Source organism: Micromonospora sp. NPDC003944, assembly GCF_053605225.1.
The window spans coordinates 1-20,178 of the sequence record NZ_JBSGIV010000048.1; the positions used below are offsets into that span (position 1 = coordinate 1).

At 72.2% G+C, this 20,178-nt stretch carries 16 protein-coding genes; 9 read left to right on the plus strand and 7 right to left on the minus strand.

The features are described 5' to 3' along the window. The 5 genes from ACWER9_RS22340 to ACWER9_RS22360 all read left to right on the plus strand — a co-directional run. On the plus strand, positions 1 to 1,142 hold a 1,142-nt coding region (locus ACWER9_RS22340; RefSeq protein ID WP_452303676.1), incomplete at its 5' end, for an EAL domain-containing protein. Between the two features lie 145 nt (positions 1,143 to 1,287). Next, positions 1,288 to 1,593 (plus strand): Asp-tRNA(Asn)/Glu-tRNA(Gln) amidotransferase subunit GatC, encoded by a 306-nt coding sequence (gene gatC, locus ACWER9_RS22345; RefSeq protein ID WP_355498578.1) that lies wholly within the window; start codon positions 1,288 to 1,290, stop codon positions 1,591 to 1,593. 156 nt (positions 1,594 to 1,749) lie between these two features. Then, positions 1,750 to 3,225 carry an Asp-tRNA(Asn)/Glu-tRNA(Gln) amidotransferase subunit GatA gene (gene gatA / locus ACWER9_RS22350; protein ID WP_452303677.1) on the plus strand — a complete coding sequence of 492 codons (1,476 nt, stop codon included), beginning with the start codon at positions 1,750 to 1,752 and terminating at the stop codon, positions 3,223 to 3,225. An 11-nt stretch (positions 3,226 to 3,236) separates the two neighbouring features. Next, complete coding sequence (locus tag ACWER9_RS22355) at positions 3,237 to 4,628, plus strand: AAA family ATPase (RefSeq protein ID WP_452303678.1); 1,392 nt, start codon at positions 3,237 to 3,239, stop codon at positions 4,626 to 4,628. Continuing rightward, positions 4,628 to 5,257, plus strand: a complete 630-nt coding sequence (locus tag ACWER9_RS22360; protein WP_452303679.1) for a hypothetical protein — start codon at positions 4,628 to 4,630, stop codon at positions 5,255 to 5,257. The genes ACWER9_RS22355 and ACWER9_RS22360 overlap by 1 nt, the downstream gene beginning before the upstream one ends. Here the strand turns inward: ACWER9_RS22360 and ACWER9_RS22365 are convergent. Together ACWER9_RS22365 and ACWER9_RS22370 are read right to left on the minus strand one after the other, a co-directional pair. Further along, complete coding sequence (locus ACWER9_RS22365; protein ID WP_452303680.1) at positions 5,242 to 5,835, minus strand: hypothetical protein; 594 nt, start codon at positions 5,833 to 5,835, stop codon at positions 5,242 to 5,244. The two genes, ACWER9_RS22360 and ACWER9_RS22365, sit on opposite strands and share 16 nt — an antisense overlap. Beyond that, entirely contained in the window at positions 5,832 to 6,005 is a 174-nt protein-coding gene (locus ACWER9_RS22370; protein ID WP_452303681.1) for a hypothetical protein, read from the minus strand. Before ACWER9_RS22370 ends, ACWER9_RS22365 begins: the two co-directional genes overlap by 4 nt. A 192-nt stretch (positions 6,006 to 6,197) precedes the next feature. Here ACWER9_RS22370 and gatB point away from each other — a divergent pair, with 192 nt between their 5' ends. Further along, on the plus strand, positions 6,198 to 7,697 hold the full coding sequence (gene gatB / locus ACWER9_RS22375) for an Asp-tRNA(Asn)/Glu-tRNA(Gln) amidotransferase subunit GatB (RefSeq protein WP_452303682.1): 1,500 nt from the start codon (positions 6,198 to 6,200) through the stop codon (positions 7,695 to 7,697). A 122-nt stretch (positions 7,698 to 7,819) separates the two neighbouring features. Next, complete coding sequence (locus tag ACWER9_RS22380; protein WP_452303683.1) at positions 7,820 to 10,177, plus strand: transketolase-like TK C-terminal-containing protein; 2,358 nt, start codon at positions 7,820 to 7,822, stop codon at positions 10,175 to 10,177. A 46-nt stretch (positions 10,178 to 10,223) separates the two neighbouring features. Here ACWER9_RS22380 and ACWER9_RS22385 read toward each other — a convergent pair whose 3' ends face one another. From ACWER9_RS22385 to ACWER9_RS22395, 3 genes are all read right to left on the minus strand, one after another. Next, complete coding sequence (locus ACWER9_RS22385) at positions 10,224 to 11,846, minus strand: metallophosphoesterase (protein ID WP_452303684.1); 1,623 nt, start codon at positions 11,844 to 11,846, stop codon at positions 10,224 to 10,226. A 59-nt stretch (positions 11,847 to 11,905) separates the two neighbouring features. Next, positions 11,906 to 13,078 (minus strand): PQQ-dependent sugar dehydrogenase, encoded by a 1,173-nt coding sequence (locus tag ACWER9_RS22390; protein ID WP_452303685.1) that lies wholly within the window; start codon positions 13,076 to 13,078, stop codon positions 11,906 to 11,908. 81 nt (positions 13,079 to 13,159) lie between these two features. Beyond that, entirely contained in the window at positions 13,160 to 14,977 is a 1,818-nt protein-coding gene (locus ACWER9_RS22395) for a SpoIIE family protein phosphatase (RefSeq protein WP_452303686.1), read from the minus strand. A gap of 184 nt (positions 14,978 to 15,161) precedes the next feature. On the opposite strand from ACWER9_RS22395, the gene ACWER9_RS22400 reads away from it, so the two are divergent. Next, positions 15,162 to 16,088: a 2-hydroxyacid dehydrogenase gene (locus tag ACWER9_RS22400; RefSeq protein WP_452303687.1), complete on the plus strand. Its 927-nt coding sequence runs from the start codon at positions 15,162 to 15,164 to the stop codon at positions 16,086 to 16,088. On the opposite strand, the gene ACWER9_RS22405 is transcribed toward ACWER9_RS22400, so the two are convergent. Beyond that, on the minus strand, positions 16,082 to 16,474 hold the full coding sequence (locus tag ACWER9_RS22405; protein ID WP_452303688.1) for a PH domain-containing protein: 393 nt from the start codon (positions 16,472 to 16,474) through the stop codon (positions 16,082 to 16,084). The two genes, ACWER9_RS22400 and ACWER9_RS22405, sit on opposite strands and share 7 nt — an antisense overlap. A 217-nt stretch (positions 16,475 to 16,691) precedes the next feature. Here ACWER9_RS22405 and ACWER9_RS22410 point away from each other — a divergent pair, with 217 nt between their 5' ends. After that, entirely contained in the window at positions 16,692 to 19,055 is a 2,364-nt protein-coding gene (locus ACWER9_RS22410) for an EAL domain-containing protein (protein ID WP_452303689.1), read from the plus strand. A 6-nt stretch (positions 19,056 to 19,061) separates the two neighbouring features. Here ACWER9_RS22410 and ACWER9_RS22415 read toward each other — a convergent pair whose 3' ends face one another. Continuing rightward, complete coding sequence (locus tag ACWER9_RS22415; protein WP_452303690.1) at positions 19,062 to 20,081, minus strand: LacI family DNA-binding transcriptional regulator; 1,020 nt, start codon at positions 20,079 to 20,081, stop codon at positions 19,062 to 19,064. Positions 20,082 to 20,178 lie beyond the last annotated feature (97 nt).

Consider the following 20,178-nt stretch of genomic DNA (forward strand, 5'->3'; position numbering starts at 1 on the left):
GGCCCGCGCCAGCGGCGGACCCGGCGCCGGTGGTCGCCGCGGCGCCGCCGGGAGTCGCCAGGTGGTGGGCCCGCCGCCGACGTACCGATGCCGGGCTGGTGCACGCCGACGAGTTGATCAACCGGATCGCCACCGGCGCCGACCCGATCCGGGGCCGAAACGCCCGTGCCACCCTCGCTGGCACCCGGCCCGGCCCGCTCCGGGAGCGGCCCGCCGGTGGCGCGAACGGCCGGCGGGCCTCGACCGGGAGCGCGGCGGGCAAGGGGCGTTCGGGGGTACGGCGGGACGTCGGCCCGGGTGCGCCGGGGCAGCCGATCGAACCGACCGGGTGGCACGCGGACGACGAGCCGGCCGACGACGCCGGGGACATCACCATGTACTACCAGCCGCAGATCGCCATCGCGACCGGCGAGGTGGTCGGCGTCGAGGCCCTGCTGCGGTGGCGGCACCCCCGGCGGGGCATGGTCGACCCGGAGGAACTCATCCGGGTCGCCGAGCAGAGCGCCGTGATGCGACTGCTCACCCGTCGGGTCGTCGACGACGTGGTGGAGCAACTCGCCAAGTGGTCGGCGGCCGGCATCGGGCTGCGCGCGGCACTGAACGTGAGCGTGCGCGACCTGCACACCGGCGAGATCGCCGACCAGATCGCCGACCGGCTGGCCCGGTACGGGGTGCCGGCGGAGCGGCTGCAGGTCGAGATCACCGAGGGCGCGTTGATGGCCGACCCGCGTCGGGTGTTGGCCACCATCTCCCAGCTGCACCGGATCGGGGTGGCCATCGCGCTCGACGACTTCGGCACCGGCTACTCCTCCCTCCAGCACCTGCGCCGCCTGCCGCTGTCCGAGGTGAAGGTGGACCGCTCGTTCGTCCTCGGCATGGCCGACGACGCCGACGACGCGGCGATCGTCCGGTCGATGATCGAGCTGGCCGGCGCTCTGGGGCTGCGGGTGGTCGCCGAGGGTGTCGAGGACGAGCGGACCTGGCGGATGCTGCACGCGGCCGGCTGCGACGCCGCTCAGGGCTGGTTCTACGCCCGGCCGATGCCGGCCGAGGAGTTGGTGACCTGGCTGGCCCGGTACCGGCCGGTCCGCCCGACCGGCGGGCACCCGCAGCCGGATGTCGCTCGCCGCCCCACCCGCTGACCCGGCACGAGGGCCGCCGGAGGGGGAGTCGGGGACGCGGCACCGGAGCGGAACAATAGACTCGCTCCGGTCACCGCGTGTCACGCTTCAGCCGTCGCGCGGTCGACACACCGCCCGACCAGCAGGAATTCAGAAGGGGGCACGGATGGCCGCCATCTCCCGCGAGGAGGTCGCGCACCTGGCGCGCCTGTCGCGGCTCGCCGTCACCGAGGAGGAGCTGGACACGTTCGCCGGCCAGCTCGACGTGATCCTCCAGGCGGTCGCCCAGGTCGGCGAGGTCGCCGCCGCGGACATCCCGCCGACCTCGCACTCGGTGCCGCTGACGAACATCTTCCGCGAGGACGTCGTCACGCCGTGCCTGACTCCGGAGGAAGCGTTGTCGGGCGCTCCCGACGTCGAGGACCAGCGGTTCCGCGTGCCGCGGATCCTGAGCGAGGATGTGGCCTCATGAGCGAGCGTCAGCGAGCGAATCGGCAGTTCAGCGCCGTGGTGTCTCATGGCGTCGCGGAGCGGAGCGGAGTGACGGCATGAGCGAGCGTCAGCGAGCGAATCGGCAGTTCAGCGCCGTGGTGTCTCATGGCGTCGCGGAGCGGAGCGGAGTGACGGCATGAGCGATCTGATTGGGATGACTGCGACGGAGATCGCGGCTCTGGTCGCTGGGGGCGAGACGTCCGCCGTCGAGGTGACCCAGGCGCACCTGGATCGGATCGCGGCGGTCGACGACCGGGTGCACGCCTTCCTGCACGTCGACACCGACGGCGCGCTCGCCGCTGCCCGCGCGGTGGACGAGCGCCGGGCCGCCGGCGAGGAGTTGGGCCCGCTCGCGGGTGTGCCGGTCGCGGTCAAGGACGTGCTCGCGACCCGGGGCGTGCCGACCACCGTGGGGTCGAAGATCCTGGAGGGTTGGCGCCCGCCGTACGACGCGACGATCGTGCAGCGGCTGCGGGAGGCCGGCACGGTGATGCTCGGCAAGACCAACATGGACGAGTTCGCGATGGGCTCCTCCACCGAGTACTCGGCGTACGGCCCCACGCACAACCCGTGGGACCTGAGCCGGATCCCGGGTGGCTCGGGTGGCGGCAGCGCCGCCGCGCTGGCCGCCTACGAGGCGCCACTGGCGATCGGCTCGGACACCGGCGGCTCGATCCGCCAGCCCGGCGCGGTCACCGGCACGGTGGGTGCGAAGCCCACCTACGGCGGCACCTCCCGGTACGGGCTCGTCGCCTTCTCCTCCTCGCTTGACACTCCCGGCCCGTGTGCCCGGAACGTGCTCGACGCGGCCCTGCTGCACCAGGTGATCGCCGGGCACGACCCGCGTGACTCCACCTCGATCCCGCAGCCGGTGCCGGACGTGGTGGCGGCGGCGAAGCTCGGCGCGACCGGCGACCTGACCGGTGTGCGGCTGGGCATCGTGAGTGAGTTCGTCGGCGACGGTGCCGAGCCGGGTGTGATGGCAGCCTTCCGCGAGTCGGTGGACGCGCTGACCAAGATGGGCGCCGAGGTCGTGGAGATCTCCTGCCCGACGTTCGCGTACGCGCTGCCGGCGTACTACCTGATCGCCCCGAGTGAGTGCTCCTCTAACCTGGCCCGGTTCGACGGAGTGCGGTTCGGCCTGCGGGTCGGCGACGACGGCAACCGGTCGCTGGAGGAGGTCATGTCGCTGACCCGGGAGGCCGGCTTCGGCCCGGAGGTCAAGCGCCGCATCATGATCGGCACGTACGCGCTGTCGTCGGGTTACTACGACGCGTACTACGGGCAGGCGCAGAAGGTCCGGACGCTCATCACCCGGGACTTCACCGCCGCGTTCGAGCGGGTCGACGCGCTGATCTCGCCGACCACCCCGTCGGTGGCGTTCCCGATCGGCGCGCGGACCGCCGACCCGTACCAGATGTACCTGGCCGACCTGTACACGATTCCGACGAACCTGTACGGCGGGCCGGGCATCTCGGTGCCCTGTGGGCTCTCCGAGGGGCTGCCGGTCGGTCTGCAGGTGATGGCCCCGACGATGGCCGACGACCGGATGTACCGGGTTGCCGCCGCGTTGGAGTCCGCGATCGGCACATTCACCCCACCGGCGTTGTGAGGGCGGGCGGGATGCTGACGCGGATCGAGATTGACGGATTCAAGTCTTTCCGTGATTTCTCGTTGGACATCCCGCCCTTCCTTGTGATCATCGGACGGAATGCGGCAGGCAAGTCGAACCTGTTCGACGCCATCCAGTTCCTCGGTCGACTGGCCGGCGACCCTGTCCTCGAAGCCGCCCAACACATGCGTGGCGACATCGTGGACCTGTTTCACAAGCACACCGACGGATCCTCGGTCGAGGTGATGTCGTTCGCGGTGGAAGTGCTGCTGGACAGATCGGTCACCGACGCGTTCGGCGACACGGCCGAAGTCAATCATTCGCGACTTCGCTACGAGTTGACGCTTGAACTCAGGTCGACTGGTCACAGCGGGACGCAGCGGCCGTATGTCGTCCGTGAGGCGGTTCGGAGAATCCGGCGGGCCGACGACACCTGGGTCGCCCGGTTCGACGCCGAGCAGCGTAAGCGGTTGGCGGCCTACCGCACTGGTGCCGATCCTTTGGAGACGGAGCAGGACGAGCAGAACCGGCCTGTCTTCAGCATCAGGCAGCAGGGCAATCAGGGGCGTAAGCGTCGCCTTCCCGCGACGGCTGCCACTGCAACCGTTCTGTCCAGCCTGACCACGGCGACGGACTTCCCGCTGCTGTACGCGCTCAAGCGAGAGATGCAGTCGTGGCGTCTGCTGCACCTGGATCCCAGCGCGCTCCGCGCCCCTGATTCCTACGATGACCCCGACAGCCTCGCCGCTAACGGAGGTCACCTGGCCAACACGCTGCGGCGGTTGGCGGATGAGACCGGCAGTGGCGACAGGCCGGACGGGGCGCTTAATGACCTCTCCGCCGACCTGGCCGCCGTCATCCCGGGTGTCATCCGGGTTCGCCTCGCTGAGGATGAAGCCCGCCGGCAGCGGCAGGTGGAAGTGCTGACCCGAGAGGAAGCGCCGTTCTCAGCCAGGGTGGCCTCGGACGGCACCCTCCGGGCGATCGCCCTCCTGGCGGCACTGTACGACCCGAGGGGCGCCGGTCTCATCTGTTTCGAAGAGCCTGAGAACGGCATCTTTCCGCAACGGCTGGCGCAGTTCGTCAGGTACCTCCGGAACCTCGTCGAACAGGCCATCGACGCCAGAACTGAGGGCGCTGCTCTGACCCAGCTCATCCTGAGCAGTCACTCGCCGGCGATCCTGCGGGCGTTGGAATCCGCCCAGGCCCGGACGCGGACCGACGCCGTCTTCATGGACGTTGTCAGTCGCGTCCAACGCGGCCAGGCCCGTAGTCGGGTCAGTCGGTGGAGATCGATTGCCGGGGCTCAGCAGCTTACGATCGACGACGCGTTTGATGTCGGAAGCGTGGTGAGCCCGAGGGAGATTGCCGAGTTCGAGGTCATGGCGGAGTTGGACAACTGATGCGTTATCTGACCTCCGCGTTGGTCTCCGAGGGCGTCACCGATGATCAGTTTCTTCCGAGGTTGCTTGTCAGGGCGTTGACCGAGATCTGCTCGACCGAATTCGAGGACGCGGTCGAGGTCGCTGACGTCCAGCCGTTACGCGACCGAAAAGGCCCGTGCTCGATAGCTGATGTCATCGGGCTCGTCGAGCAGAATCCGGCAAGCTTCTCCCTGATCTTCTTTCATCATGATCAGGGCGCCAACGCCGAGCGGACTGCCGCGGAGTGGCTGCGACCGCTGCGTGAGGTGTGGGGGGAGCGTGCGGAACAACTGGTAGCAGTGGTTCCGGTGCGCGAGACGGAGGCGTGGCTTCTCGCGGATGGTGATGCACTGCGAAGCGCTCTCGGCGTCAGGTGGACCGATGCCGAGATGGGGCTTCCTGCACAGCCGCGACTTGTGGAGCGAGTGGCCGATCCTAAGAGCGCACTCAACAGCGTGATGGGCCGTGTGAGCCGCTCAACCACCGACCACTACGGCCAACTTGGCGAGTTGGTCTCGCTGGCTCGTCTTCAGGGGGTGCCCGCGTACCAACAGTGGTGGAGTGACACATGTGATGCGCTGGTGCGCTTGGGTTACCGCTCGGCGTAACCTGAGGTCGGGCCGGCGAGGTAGCGGCGGGCCCGTTGGGTGGTGCGCCAGTGCTGGTAGAGCAGCACAGCCCAGACCAGCGCGCCCAGCCCACCTGTCCAGCGGGTGGACGTCCGGTCGGTGCTGATGGCGTTCAGTATCTGCAACGTCAGGACCACACCGAGGGCCCAGAACACCCACTGTCGACGTACCTGCTGCTCGGCCTCCTTGCGGGCCAGCGCGTCGACCTGCAGGTCGGTGGTCGACCCGTCGCGCAGTGCCGCCTTCACCCGCCGCCGGCTGGCCGGGTCGGTGCCGTGGGACACAAAAGAGCTTCTCGTCATCCACGCGTTGATCAGCAGGATGGCGGCGACGCCCAGCGTCGCAGTCACCAGGAGGAGCAGCAGCCGGATCAGCGGGTCGTCGGCACCCCGCTCTCCGCTGGCGATCAGCAGCCCGACGGCGAACGTGGCGGGGCCGGTGGCCGCCAACAGCACCACCGCGGCCTTGGTCATCCGGCCTGAGCGCCGCCTGGCCTCCGTGACCGGTCCGGCCCGCTCATTCTCCGTCGGGTCGCCCGCGGTGTTCGTCCCGGTCACCGCCGCTCCCGCTCCGCACGCCGCCGGTTCAGCAGACGCACCAGGACGTACGCGATCGTCACCGCCACCACCCCGGGCCCCGCCACACAGAGCACCAACGCGGCGGCCGAGTCCGGGTTCCGGTCCTCTCCGGCGGCGAACCAGCTGATCAGTGTGACCACAACGGCCACCGCCCACACCGCTACCACAGCGACGATCACCGGCCGGACCCGCGCTCCTGGCGTTCTCCCCGTATTCGTCATCGTCGTTCACTACCCTGTCGTCGACGACGCCACGCGCCCCCGACGAAACCCGCCCGAGGATTGATCGGACAACCCCATTAGGCTGGACAGGTTCTGTCCGGATCGCGCCTGGAGCGTCTCATGACCACGACACTGCCCGCGTACGACGAGGTCGTCGCGCGCTTCGAACCGGTGATCGGCCTGGAGACCCACGTCGAGCTGGGCACGAACACCAAGATGTGGTGCGGCTGCCCGACCGACTTCGGTGGCGAGCCGAACACCCGGGTCTGCCCGGTGTGTCTGGGCCTGCCCGGGTCGCTGCCGGTGGCCAACAAGGCGGCGATCGAGGCGATCATCCGGATCGGCCTGGCGTTGAACTGCTCGATCGCCGAGTGGTGCCGGTTCGCCCGGAAGAACTACTTCTACCCGGACATGCCGAAGAACTTCCAGATCAGCCAGTACGACGAGCCGATCTGCGTCGACGGTTACCTGGACGTCGAGGTCAACGGCGAGACGGTGCGGATCGAGATCGAGCGGGTGCACCTCGAGGAGGACACCGGCAAGACGCTGCACGTCGGTGGTGCCACCGGCCGCATCCACGGCGCGACCGAGTCGCTCGTCGACTACAACCGGGCCGGCATCCCGCTCGTCGAGATCGTCACCAAGCCGATCACCGGCACCGGCGCGCTGGCCCCCGAGGTGGCCCGGGCGTACGTCGCCGAGCTGCGGGACGTGATCCGCACCCTGGGCGTCTCGGACGTGCGGATGGAGGAGGGTTCGTTGCGCTGCGACGTGAACACCTCGCTCAACCTGCCGGGCGCGGAGTGGGGCACCCGTACCGAGACGAAGAACGTCAACTCGCTGCGCTCGGTGGAGCGGGCGGTCCGCTCGGAGATGCTGCGGCAGGCGTCCGTCCTCGACGCGGGCGGTCGGATCACCCAGGAGACCCGCCACTTCCACGAGGACACCGGCGACACCACGCCGGGTCGCTCCAAGGAGACCGCGACCGACTACCGGTACTTCCCCGAACCGGATCTGGTGCCGATCGCCCCGGACCCGGCCTGGGTCGCCGAGCTGAAGGCCGCCCTGCCGGAGCTGCCCCGGATGCACCGGCGTCGCCTCCAGGAGCAGTGGGGCCTCTCCGACCTGGACATGCAGTCGGTGTTGAACGCGGGCGCGGTCGAGCTGATCGAGGCGACCGTCGCCGCCGGCACCACCCCGGCTGCGGCCCGCAAGTGGTGGCTGGGTGAGCTGTCCCGCCGGGCCAACGAGAGCGGTGTGGAGCTGGCCCAGATCGGTGCCACCCCCGCCCAGGTCGCGGAGCTACAGGGGCTTGTCGACGCCGGCAAGCTCAACGACAAGATGGCCCGTACGGTGCTGGAGGGCGTGGTCGACGGTGAGGGCTCGCCCACCGAGATCATGACCAGCCGGGGCCTGGAGGTCGTGTCGGACACCGGCGCGCTCACCGCCGCCGTGGACGAGGCCATCGCGGCCAACCCGGGCATCGCCGACAAGATCCGCAGCGGAAAGGTCGCGGCGGTCGGCGCGCTCGTCGGCGCGGTCATGAAGACCACCCGGGGTCAGGCCGACGCGAAGACCCTGCGGGAGCTGATCCTGGAGCGCCTCGGCGTCCAGGGCTGAGACCCACCCGGAGCAGGCCGCCGCCGCGACCCGGCGGCGGCCTTCCGTCATCCCCTGCCGACCATGCGGCCACCCCGCACCCCTCGCGAGGGCGTCACCGGCGACGCCTGGATGGAGCCACCGTGACCCAGCACGACCTCGATGTCCTCGACGAGATCCAGCGGCGGGTGCTCTGGCTCGCCACCCGGATCGTGGACGCCGCAAACCACGACCGGGCCACCGGCGACGGTGTGAAGGTCGGCGGTCACCAGGCATCCAGCGCTTCCCTGGTCACGGCGATGACCGCGCTCTGGTTCGCGCACCTGGACGCCGAGGACCGGGTCGCCGTCAAGCCGCACGCCTCCCCGGTGTTCCACGCCATCCAGTACCTGCTCGGCAACCTGGACCGCTCCTACCTGCCCCGGCTGCGGGCCCGTGGTGGCCTCCAGTCGTACCCGTCGCGCACCAAGGACCCCGACGAGGTGGACTTCTCCACCGGGTCGGTGGGCCTGGGCGCGGCGGCGCCGCTCTTCGCCGCCGCCACCCGGCGGTACGTCGACGCGCACTTCGGGGCCCGGCCGCACTCCCGGTTCGTGGCGCTGATCGGTGACGCCGAACTCGACGAGGGCAACATCTGGGAGGCGGTGGCCGACCCGGCGACAACCGGGCTGGGCACCGTCATGTGGCTCGTCGACTTCAACCGCCAGTCGCTGGACCGGGTGGTCCCCGGCATCCGGATCAACCAGTGGCGGGGGCAGTTCGAGGCGGCCGGCTGGCACGTCGTGGAGGTCAAGTACGGTCGCCGGCTCGCCGAGGCGTACGCCCGGCCGGGTGGTGAGGCGCTGCGCGACTGGATCGACGCGATGCCCAATGAGCAGTACCAGTCGCTGTTCGGGCTTGCCGGGCCGGCGCTGCGCAAGCAGTTCCTGGACGGCGCGCCGGCCGAGGTGGGCGCCTTCGTGGAAGGCGTCACCGACGAGGACCTCGGCCCGCTCGTCACCGACCTGGGCGGGCACGACCTCCAGGCGATGCTCGACGCGTACGCCCAGTGCGACGCGGTCACCGACCGGCCCAGCGTCGTCTTCGCGTACACCGTGAAGGGTTGGGGGTTGCCCATCGCCGGCAATCCGCGCAACCATTCCGCGCTGCTCAGCTCGGAGCAGGTCGACACGCTGCGCGCCGCGCAGGGCCTGACCGCCGAGACCGAGTGGGACCGCCTCGACCCGGCGTCACCCGCCGGGATCACCGCCGGCGCCCGCCGGGAGGCGCTGTCCCGCGCGCCGCGCGAGCGTGCGCTGGGGGTCACCGTCCCGGAGAGCACGGGGGTACGCGCCAACAAGCCGATCTCCACCCAGGAGGTCTTCGGTCGGGTGCTCGTGGACCTGGCGCGGGACCGGGAGGTGGGCCGCTATCTGGTCACGACCGCACCGGACGTGGCCACCTCCACCAACCTGGCCGGGTTCATCAACAAGACCGGGGTGTTCGCCCCGACCGAGCAGCGATCCTGGACCGAGGACCGGATGCTGCGCTGGATCCAGAGCCCGGCCGGGCAGCACATCGAACTGGGCATCTCGGAGATGAACCTGTTCCTGCTGCTCGGTCAGCTCGGGCTCTCCTGGGACCTGTCCGGGCAGCCGCTGCTGCCGGTGGGCACGGTCTACGACCCGTTCGTGCTGCGGGGCCTCGACGCGTTCCTGTACGGCACGTACTCCGGCTCCCGGTTCGTGGTGGCCGGCACCCCGTCCGGCATCACCCTCGCCCCGGAGGGCGGCGCGCACCAGTCCACGATCACCGCGTCGGTCGGCCTGGAACTGCCTGGGGTGACGTTCGTCGAGCCGGCGTACGCGGCGAGCCTCGACTGGCTGCTCTGCGACGCGCTCGGGCAGATCGCCGGCGGGTCGGCCCCGGCCACGACCGCCGCGCCCGCCGAGGACGGCGCGTACTACTTCCGGTTGAGCACCCGACCGCTGGACCAGACGCCGTTCGAGGCGGCTCGGGCGCGGCTCGGCGACGCGGTGCTGCGCCGGCAGGTCGTCGCCGGGGCGTACCGGCTCGTCGACGCGCACCAGGCGTATCCGCACCTGGTCGACGCCCCGGTGGTGCAGTTGGCTGCCTCGGGCGCGGTGCTGCCCGAGGTGCTGGCCGCCGCGGCAGAGTTGGCCGACGAGGGCATCGCCGCGCACGTGGTGGACGTGACCTCGCTGGACCGGCTCTACCGGGCCTGGCAGCGCACCCTGCGCCAGGGCGTCCGGACGGCCACCGTGCCCAGCGTGCCGGGGGCGCTGCGGTCCGCGTTCGCCGACCGGGTGCCGGTGGTGACCGTGCACGACGCCGCGTCGCACGCGATGGCCTGGCTCGGGTCGGCGGTCGGCGCGCCGGCGGTGCCGCTCGGGGTGGACGAGTTCGGCCAGTCCGGAAGCGTCGCCGAGCTGTACGAGTTGCACGACCTGCTGCCCGGCAGCATCGTCAACGCGGCCCTGGCCGCCATCGCCCTGCGCTGACCCGCCCGCGCGCCCGCCCGGCCTGCTGGGGTGCGTCGGCGTCGGCTCAGCCGGTCGGTGTGGGCGTGGGCGTGGGTGTGGGTGCGGGGGTGCCGGGTACGCCGCCGGTCGGCGTGGGCGTGGGTGTGCCGGAGACACCCGCGGTCGGGTTCTCCACCAGGCGTCGTTCCAGGTTGACTTGGGCCTGCCCGGTGCCACCCACGGTGATGGTGTCGTACGCCTGGAGCAGCTTCTGCTGGTCGAAGTAGAGAACACTCATCGAGAGCGGAGTGGGCTTCTCGCCCTCCAGGCCGCGCAGCCCGGCGCCGCCGGTGGAGCCCTCCACCATCAGAGTGGTGGGCTGCTGCCCGGGTGCCTGCGGCAGCTTGGAGACCTGCCGGGAGTGGGTGTGCCCGGCCAGCACCAGCGGGCAGGTGCCGGAGAGCGGCCCGGCCGACGCCGGGTCGTGCACGAGGGCGATGTTGACCGGTCGCGGTGAGCTGCGCACCGTCGCGGCGAGTTGGTTGCCGGCCCCGATCACCTGGTCGGCCACCTGCTGGGTCAGCCCGCTGCCGGCGGGGGAGGTGTTCTTGTCCGGGGTGAAGCGCGGGTCGCCGATGCCGGCGATGGTCAGCCCGGCGACGGTCGTGGTCGTGTTGTTCAGGACGATCGCGTTCGGCTGGCGGGCCACCGCGGCGGCGGTCTTGCCGGAGTCGTGGTTGCCCCGGATGAAGACGTACGGCTTCTTCAGCAGGCCGATCGAGGCGACGAAGGAGGCCTCCGGCTCGCTGCCCCAGTCGGTGATGTCGCCGGTGTCGATCACCACGTCGATGCCGAACTGCTCGACGACCGTCCGGATCAGTTGCCAGCCGGTCGGGTTGAGGTGCATGTCGGAGACGTGCAGCACCCGCGTGGTGCCCGGGGTCGGCTCCAACAGCGGGAGCGCCGAGACGGTGGTGTAGAGCTGGCTGACGTTGCCGACCAGGCGCTGCAACTGCTCCGCGTACTTGGTGTAGTCGTTGGCGATCCGCCGGGCGTCACCGACGATGGCCGGCGCGTTGACGAGCAACCCCTCGTAGCGTGGTTCCTCGATGGCCTGGGGGCGAAGGGTGGCCGCCGCCGTGCCGAGGCTGCCGGCGGTGACAAGCAGCGCCAGCCCGCCCGCCCAGGCGGTGCGCCGGACGTTGCGGAAGATCAGCCCGGCCAGGACCAGGGTGACAAGCACCGACGCGCCGAGGGTACGCAGGCCGAGGCGCATCACCCCGGAGCGGACGTCCTCCACGGCGCTCTGGCTGGCCCGGCTGATGCTGGCCGGGTCGTCGATCAGCGCCTCGGTGCGCCCCTGGTCGAGCGCGCCCAGCCGTACGGTGAGGTGGGTGGGCCCGTTGTGGCTGTCGAGCAGCAGCGCGCCGAGCGGCGGGATGTCGACGGTGGTGCCGCCGTCGCGGGCGGGGGAGATGCTGAGGTTGGCCCGGAACGGGCCGATGTCGGTGCTCACCTGGCCGCCGGCAAGCACCCCGAGGACCGCCCCGGCCAGGGCCACGGTGAGGACGGCGACGACCAGCCCGAGGCGGCGCAGCGGGCCGGCGGCAGCGACCCGCCAACCCGTCGGGCGTGGCCGGTCGCCGCCGGTCACCGGGTCGTCCCGGTCCTCGGCGTCGTCGTGCCGCTCGTCGCGTTGCCCATCCATGGTGAAAGTCTGACCTGCCCGTCGAAAGATCTTGGCAAACCTGAACGGATGGTGACGAATCAGCTGCGCCCGCCGTCACCGCCCGCGAAGACCACCCGCAGGAGCCGGTCGTCGTCGCCCGCCGGGTTGCCCCGCCCGTCGTGGTTCGAGGTGCTGACCCAGAGCGACCCGTCCGGTGCCGCGGCCACCGCCCGCAGCCGACCGTAGCGGTTGGTGAGCAGCTCACTGGGCCGGCCGAGCAGCGTGCCGGTGTCGGTCAGCTCCATCACCCAGAGGCGCTTGCCGCGCAGGCAGCCGGTGACCAGCAGCCGGTCCGTGGCGGCCAGACCGGAGCAGGACGCGTCCGACGTCGCCCACTGCACGATCGGGTCGGTGAACCGCTTGTCACCGGCCTGGCCCTCGACCTCCGGCCAGCCGTAGTTGCCGCCCTTGGTGATCTGGTTGATCTCGTCCCAGGTGTTCTGACCGAACTCGACGGCGTACATCCGCTTCGCGGCGTCCCAGGTGAAACCCTGCACGTTGCGGTGCCCGAGGGACCAGACCGGGGAGTTGGGATACGGGTTGCCGGCGGCCGGCTTGCCGTCCGGGGTGATCCGGAGGATCTTGCCGCCGAGGCTCTTCACGTCCTGCGAGAGGGGGCGCTGGCCGGCGTCACCGGTGCTGACGTAGAGCTGCTTGTCCGGGCCGAAGCCGAGCCCACCACCGTTGTGCACGTTGGCCTTGGGGATGCCGGTGAGGATCGGGGTGAGCTGCCCGCCGAGCTGCAACCGGGCGACCCGGTTGTCCCGCTCGGCGGTGTAGTAGACGAAGACCGTCCGGTCCCGGGCGTAGTCGGGGGAGACCGCGATGCCGAGCAGGCCGCCCTCGCCGGCCGCCGCCACGTCGGGGATCGTCTGCACCGGGCGGACCCGCAGCCCGTCCGGCCCGGACTCCGGCCCGACCTGCAGGATCCGGCCGTTGTCCCGTTCGGTGACCAGCGCGCCGCCGTCCGGCAGGAAGGCGATGGCCCACGGCACCCGCAGGCCCTTGGCGAGCACTGTCGCCACCGCCTGCTGGCCGGCGCCGCCGGGGCTCGCCGGCGCGGACGGGGTGGGCAGGTTCGGCGGTTCGCCGGCTGGGTCCGGGTCCGGCTCGCCGAAGCTGCAACCGGCAGTGAACAGCAGCGCCGCGCAGGACGCCGCGAGGGCCACCCGGAGGCGGTGGATGCGAGGGTGCGGGGGACGGGCTCTCACCCGGCCCAGGGTAGCCCGCCGCGTGGCCCCGCCGGGGCCGTCGAGATCCAACGGATGCCGACGACCCGACGGTCGCACCGGTCAGCGCGCCCGCACGGCAAGCAGCGCGGTGTCGTCCTCCCGGTGCGGGATCGGGCCGAGCAGCCTGTCGCACAGCTCGTCCAGGGGCAGCGTGTCGGTGCCGGTCAGGCGGGCCGCCAGCTCGGACAACCCGTCGTCGATGGAGCGGTCCCGCCGTTCGATCAGCCCGTCGGTGTAGAGCAGCAGCGTGTCGCCGGTGGCCAGCCTTGTCGACCGGCTGGTCCGCGTCGTCCGGCGGAGCAGGCCGAGCAGCGGCTCCGGCGTCGCCTCGAGGGCCTCGACCGCCCCACCGGCGCGGATCACCAGGGCCGCCGGGTGCCCTGCGTTGGCCCAGGTCACCGCGTGTACACCGGCGCGCGGCGGACGGATCCGGACCAGCGTCGCGGTGGCGGCGGTCGCCAGTCGCAGGCCACGGATCGCGTCGTCCAGGTTGGTCAGCAGCGCCCCGACGTCGTCCGGCCGGCTGAAGGCGTTGCCGCGCACCAGATTGCGCAGCTGACCCATGGTCGCCGCCGCCTCGATGTCGTGCCCGGCCACGTCCCCGATCGCGGCGATCACGTCGCCGTCGGGCTGCACGAAGGCGTCGTACCAGTCACCGCCCACCTGAACCCGGTCGGCCGCCGGCTGGTAGCGCGCCGTCAGCTCCAGCTGCGCCACCGCCGGCAGCTGCGGAAGCATGCTGTGTTGCAGGACCTCGGCGACGTGTCGCTGCTCGCCGTACATCGAGCTGTTGCCGACGGCCTGCCCGGCCCGGCGGCCGATGTCGACAGCGGTGAGCAGGTCGCGGTCGTCGAACGGCTGACGCTGAGCGCCGTTGACGAGCGTGATCGCCCCCAACACCGTGCCGCCGACGCCGCGCACCGGCACGCTCAGGTAGGAGGCGATGCCCAGCCGGTCCGCGATGGCCGTCATCTCCGGGTTGGTGGTGCCCCTCGTCACGTCGGCAAGGGATGCCACGCTGCCGAGTTGGGGTTTACCGGTCCGGAGCACCGACCGGATGACCGACTCGGCGCTCAGCCCGGTGCGTAGCAACTGGCCGAACCTGTCGACGTCCGCCGTACGGGCCGGGTCCCGGTGCATCGAGACCACCTCGCGGGCCTGGCCGGTCGGCCCGACGAGGGTGAGCAGGCACCAGTCGGCGAGCAGCGGCACCATGGTGGCGGCGAGCCGGCGCAGTGTGGTGGCCACGTCCAGGGTGCCGGCCAACGTCTCGCTCACCCCGGCCAGCAGCTCCAGCCGCTGGTGGGCCAGGACGGCCCGCCGCTGCGCCTCCTGTGCGCCGTCGAGCGCGATCCGCAGTCGCAACTCCGACGAGCAGGCGGCGGCCAGGTCGGCGAGGGTGCGCAGCTGTGCGGTGGTCCACGCCCGGGGTTTGCTGTCGATGGCGCAGAGCGAGCCGAGCACCCGGCCGGAGAGGTCGGTGAGTGGCATCCCGGCGTACGCGACCACCCCGAGGTCGTCGATGGCCAGGTTGTCCCGGACCCGGGGGTAGAGCCGGGCGTCCGGCAGCACCATCGGCGCCTCGATGTCGACCACGTGCTGACAGAACGAGTGGCTCAGCGGGGTCTGCCGCCGCTGCGACCAGGGCTCCGGCAACCCGACCGCGCCCGGAAAGAACTGCCGGTCGGCGGAGACCAGGGAGACCAGCGCGACCGGCACGTCAAGCAGGTCGCTGACCAGCCGGGCGAACCTGTCGAACGCCTCGTCCGGGGTGGCGTCGAGCCCGGTGTCGGCGAGCGCGCGCAATCGCTGCGGGTCGCCGAGCGCCGCGGGTGGGGCGACGGGACGCCGGTTGGTGGCGGGGGAGCCCTCGGTCATCGTGCACCTGTCTGCCGGGCGGAGGCCGACAGGTCCTCCGACCCTTCCTTATACCTCGCGCGGGCGTGTGCCGAACATCTGTGTGCTGAGTCTCGCCCGCCCCGGCCTCGTGCGCCATACCCGGGACCCGGGTTCGCCGCCGTGCCCGCACCGGCCGCGACGGCAGAGACTATCGTCGGCGTCCGTGAAGGTATGGATTCCGCACCAGGCCGGTCCGAACCTCCTGGGCGAGCTGCCCCCGGACGTGCGCGTGGAGGTCTTCGAGCACGCCGACCGGATGCCGTCCGACCCGGCCGGGGTCCGTTTCTGGGTGCCGCCGTTCCTGGGCGGCTCGGACTCGACGGCGCTTGCGGGGGAGCTGCCCGACCTGGCGGTGGTGCAGTTGCTCTCCGCCGGGGCCGACGCCTGGGCCGGTCGTACGCCTGAGGGTGTCGCGCTCTGCGACGCCCGGGGCGTGCACGACCCCGCCACTGCCGAGTGGGTCGTCACCGCGATCCTCGCCCAACTGCGGGCGTTCCCGGCGTTCGTCCGGGCGCAGGCCGAGCGGCGGTGGGCGTACGCGGAGCACACCCCGACCGACGAGCTGAGCGGCAAGCGGGTGCTCATCGTCGGGGCCGGCTCGATCGGCGCCGCCGTGCGCGACCGGCTCGCCCCGTTCGAGGTGAGCTTCACCCTGGTCGCGAGGACGGCCCGCCCGGAGCAGGGGGTGCACGCCGTCGAGGAGTTGCCGCGGCTGCTGCCCGAGGCGGACGTGGTGGTGGTGATCGTGCCGCTCACCGACCGGACCCGTGGCCTGATCGACGAGAAGTTCCTGGCCGCGATGCCGGACGGGGCGCTGTTGGTCAACGCTGCCCGGGGCCCGGTGGCGCACACCGAGGCGCTCGTCGCGGAGCTGGGCACCGGCAGGATCTCGGCCGCGTTGGACGTCACCGACCCGGAGCCGCTGCCCGCCGACTCCCCGCTCTGGGCCATGCCGAACGTGCTGCTCACCCCGCACGTCGGCGGGTCGGTGCGCGGGTTGTTGCCGCGGGCCTACCGGCTGGTCGGCGATCAGGTCCGCCGGTTCGCCTCCGGGCAACCGCTGATCAACACGGTGGTCGACGGCTACTGACCCGGCGCGTCCGCCGGCGCGTCCGGCAGCGTCTGGCCGGTCGCCGCGACCAGTCGGGGCAGGTCCGCCCCCCGCACGGCCGGCAGGGTGACCTGACGGCCGTCGTCGAGCCGGGCGACCGCGCGCCCGCGCTTGTCGGTGGTCAGCTCGAGGACCCGGTCCCAGTCGATCCGACGCTGACCGGCCAACGCCCGTATCCGCACCTCCCGTGCGTCGGCGTCGGTGCCGGCCCGCCAGGCCCACACCGCGACGGCGAGCGGGACGAGCAGCACCGGCAGCAGGTAGGCCCGGGCGTTGGCCAGCGGCAGGGCGCCGACGAAGGCGATGATCGCGGCCACCAGGATGGCTTGGTTGTACCGGAAGCGGACCGTGTCGGGCTTACTCACCCTCCGATGATCCCACTCCCGGTCGTTTCGGCTCGCGGCGGGCGGTGCCGGCAGCGTGCGGTACGCCGTACAGTGACACAGGTCGTTGTCTCCCCTGAGTGACCGCCAAGTAACCAATTCGGCCGTCCATCGTTGCCAATCGTGGGTAGCGGACTCGCAGCGTCCGATGTCCCGCACCGCCGCACCGCCCCCGTGCCCCCTCACGAAGGCGACCGCCGTGCTCCTCGCGTACCCGTTCCGCGTTCTCGTCCCCCGCCGTGCGGCACCCGAGGCCGCCACCTCCCTGGCGGTGGCGCTGCTCCTCCTCGCCGGTGCCGCCGATCTGGCGCCGATCCCGGTGGTGATCGCGCTGGCCGCCGGCGCCGGCGCCACCCTCGCCGGGCTGCGACTCTCCCGGCTCGCCACCCGGCGTGGCACCGATCCGACACCGCGTGCGGCGGGTGTGCTGCTCGACGCGGCGGTGGTGGCGGCCGGTCTCACCGCCGTCGCGCTGCCCCTGACCGGCGTCGGGCACACCTTCGCCGTGCTGGTCGGGTCGCTGGTCGTGGCGGCCCTCGCGACTGCCGGTCTGCATCGGCTCCCCGGCCGCTCGCGGCCGGCGGCCTCGGTCCGGCTGCGCGTGCTCGTCGAGGCGACCGGCCCGGCCGTCGGTCTGGCCCTCGCCGGCTGGCTGCTGCTGCCCCCGGACGGCCTGCCGGTCCCCGTTCGGCTTGTCGTCGCGTTGACGCTCGGCGGCTTGGGCATGGCCGCGCTGAACGCGTTCGCCGGGCCGGCGCGACGCTCGGGTGCGGCGCTCTGCCGGGGCGGCGTCCTGCTCACCCTCGGCGGGTTGGTGCTGCTGGCCACGTTGCCGTCCGCACCGACCGGGCGGGTGGCCCTGCTGGCCGTACCCCCGTTGGTGTGGGGGATGTTGCTCGTCGCGGTCGGTGCGGCCGACGCGGTGAACGAGGTGGAGCCGGCGGAGCCGGTCGCCGCGGCCTGGCCCCGTTCGGTGCTTCCCGCGGCGGTGCTGCTGCTGGCGTCGGGTCTGCACCTGGGCGCCGGCCGTGCACCGGACCGGACGAGCGTGCTGTTGGCCCTGGCGGCGGTGCCGCCCCTGGTGCTGCGGGAGTTGCTGCGGGCGGGCGACGTGCCCACGTCCGGTCGGCGGGCCGCCCATCGCCGACCGACCGGCCGGTCCCTGCGGCACCGTCGGGCGGCTTCGGCACGGTGGCTGGGCCCGCCGCAGGCCGAGCGAGGCCCCGGCGCGCCGGAGGGCGCGACCATCGGGGTGGGCTCGGCCTGGTCGCCCGACCACACGCCGGCGTGGGCGGGGCTCAACCGGCGGCCCACGGTGGCGGCGAGCGGCACCACCGGCGACCGGGCTGCCCTGCTTGACGCGCTTGCCGTGATCGGCGACGTTCCGGCGCCGGCCGGCGCGCTGCTGCTCGTGGACCTGCACGGCACCGAGGGGGTCGGTCCGACGGTCCGGGAGGACGTGCTGGCCGAGGCGGTGCACCGCGCCCGCGCGGTCATCGCACCCGGCGACCTGGTCACCGGGTGCACGGGTACCAGCTTCGCGGTGGTCACCACCGCCGGTCCGGTGTTGGCGTACGCGCTGGGCACCCGACTGCTGAACGCGCTCAGCCCGCCCTACCGGCTGGCCGGGGCGATGCTGCGGGTGCAGACGAGCATCGGGTTGGCCGAGGTGAGCGGCGTCGGGCCGGCGGACGTGCTCCGGCAGGCCGAGTTGGCCCGGCGGCGTGCCGTGCAGCTGGGCCGGGACCGGGTGGAGTGGTACGACGCGTTCCTCGAAGAGCAGTTGGTGCGCCGGCTCGACCTGGAGCGTGAGCTGCCCGGTGCGGTGGCGCGCGGCGAACTCGACCTCGTCTACCAGCCGGTGGTCGACCTGGCCGACGGGCAGCCGGTGGGCGCGGAGGCGTTGTTGCGCTGGCGCAGCCCGGTGCTCGGCACGGTGCTCCCGGACGAGTTGCTGCCGGTCGCCGAGGACCTGGACCTGGTCGGCGAGTTGGAGTGGTGGGTGCTGGACCGATCCTGCCGGCAGTTGTCCGACTGGTCGGTGGGCGTCCGGGAGCTGTGGATGGCGGTCAACGTCACGACCCGGGAGCTGACCACTCCCGACTTCGTCCAGCGGCTCGCTGCCGTGCTTGCCGCGTACGGGGTGCCGCCGGAGCGACTGGTGGTGGAGGTGAGCGAGCCGAGGGTCGCCGTCGACCTGCCGACAGTGGTGGCTCGGCTGGCCGGGCTCCGGTCGCTCGGCGTACGCACCGCGTTGGACGACTTCCGGGCCGAGCACGCCTCGCTGGCCCAGCTTCGCCGCCTGCCGATCGACCTGCTCAAGGTGGGTCCGGAGTTGGTGGGCGCACGGCCGGACGGGCAGCCGCCGCTCATCGACGTGGTGGTCAACGTGGGCGAGCGGCTGGGTGTCGAGATCGTCGCCGAGGAGTTGGAGTCGTCGACCCAGCTTGAGGGGGCCCGCCGGGGTGGTTGCCGGTACGGGCAGGGGTTCGCGCTGGCCCGCCCGGCGACGGCCGAGCGGGTGGAGGCGTACTTCGAGGAGTTTCCCTCCGCATCCCGCTGAACCGGTTCATCTGCTGCGGGGTGGCGCGGTGCTGCCGCGCGGTGTGAGGTGCGGCGTCTCGTCCTGCACCCGGCTGGGCGGCTGCCCGTCGACGACGGCGAGCAGGTGCCGGGCGGCGTGCGCGCCGTACGCCGCGATGTCCCTGCCCAGCGCGGTAAGCGGCGGGTGCACCAGGCGGCACAGCGGCGAGTCGTCCCAGGCCACGATGGACAGGTCACCGGGCACGGTCAGGCCCATCTCCTGGGCGACGGAGAGCCCGGCGATGGCCATCACGTCGTTGTCGTAGATCACGGCGGTCGGCCGGGTGACCGAGCTGAGCAACCGGCGGGTGGCCCGGCCACCCTCCTCACCGGTGTAGTCGGACCAGACGGTGACCGCGTCGACGAGGCCGAGCCGCTTGTCGATCGCCGCGAAGGCGTCGGTGCGGATCTCGGTGTGCCGCAGGTCGGGCAGGCCGGCGACGCGGGCGATCCGCCGGTGCCCGAGCGCGACCAGATACTCCACCGTCTCGGTCAGCGCGGCGGCGTCGTCGGACCAGAGACTCGCCAGCTCACCGGTGCCGCCGGGGCCGCCGATCACCACCGCCGGCAGGTGCAGTTGTTCGAGTGCGGGGATGCGACGGTCGTCGGTGCGCAGGTCGCAGACGAGCACGCCGTCCACCCGTCGCTCACCCCACCAGCGCCGGTAGACCGCGATCTCGGCGTCCGGGTCGGCCACCACCTGGAGGGTCAGCGCGTACGAACGGGCCGAGAGTTCGGCCTCGACGCCACTGATCAGCGCCATGAAGAACGGCTCGACGCCGAGGGTCCGGGCCGGTCGGCACAGGGCCAGACCGATCGCACCGGCGGTGGCGGCCGAGAGGGCGCGCGCGGCGCTGCTGCGGCTGAACCCGATCTCCGTGGCGATGGCCAGGATGCGCTGCCGGGTGGCCTCGGAGACGCCGGGCTGCCCGTTCAGCGCGTACGACACGGCGCCCTTGGAGACCCCGGCGCGTCGGGCGACGTCGGCGATGGTCGGCCGCTTCACCGGCGTGCTCCTTCGTTCGCTGGCCGTTGACAGCCCGGATTACGAAACTTTACGGTGGCTCAGCTTATCCGGTTCAGTTGGCATCTCTCGATGCAGA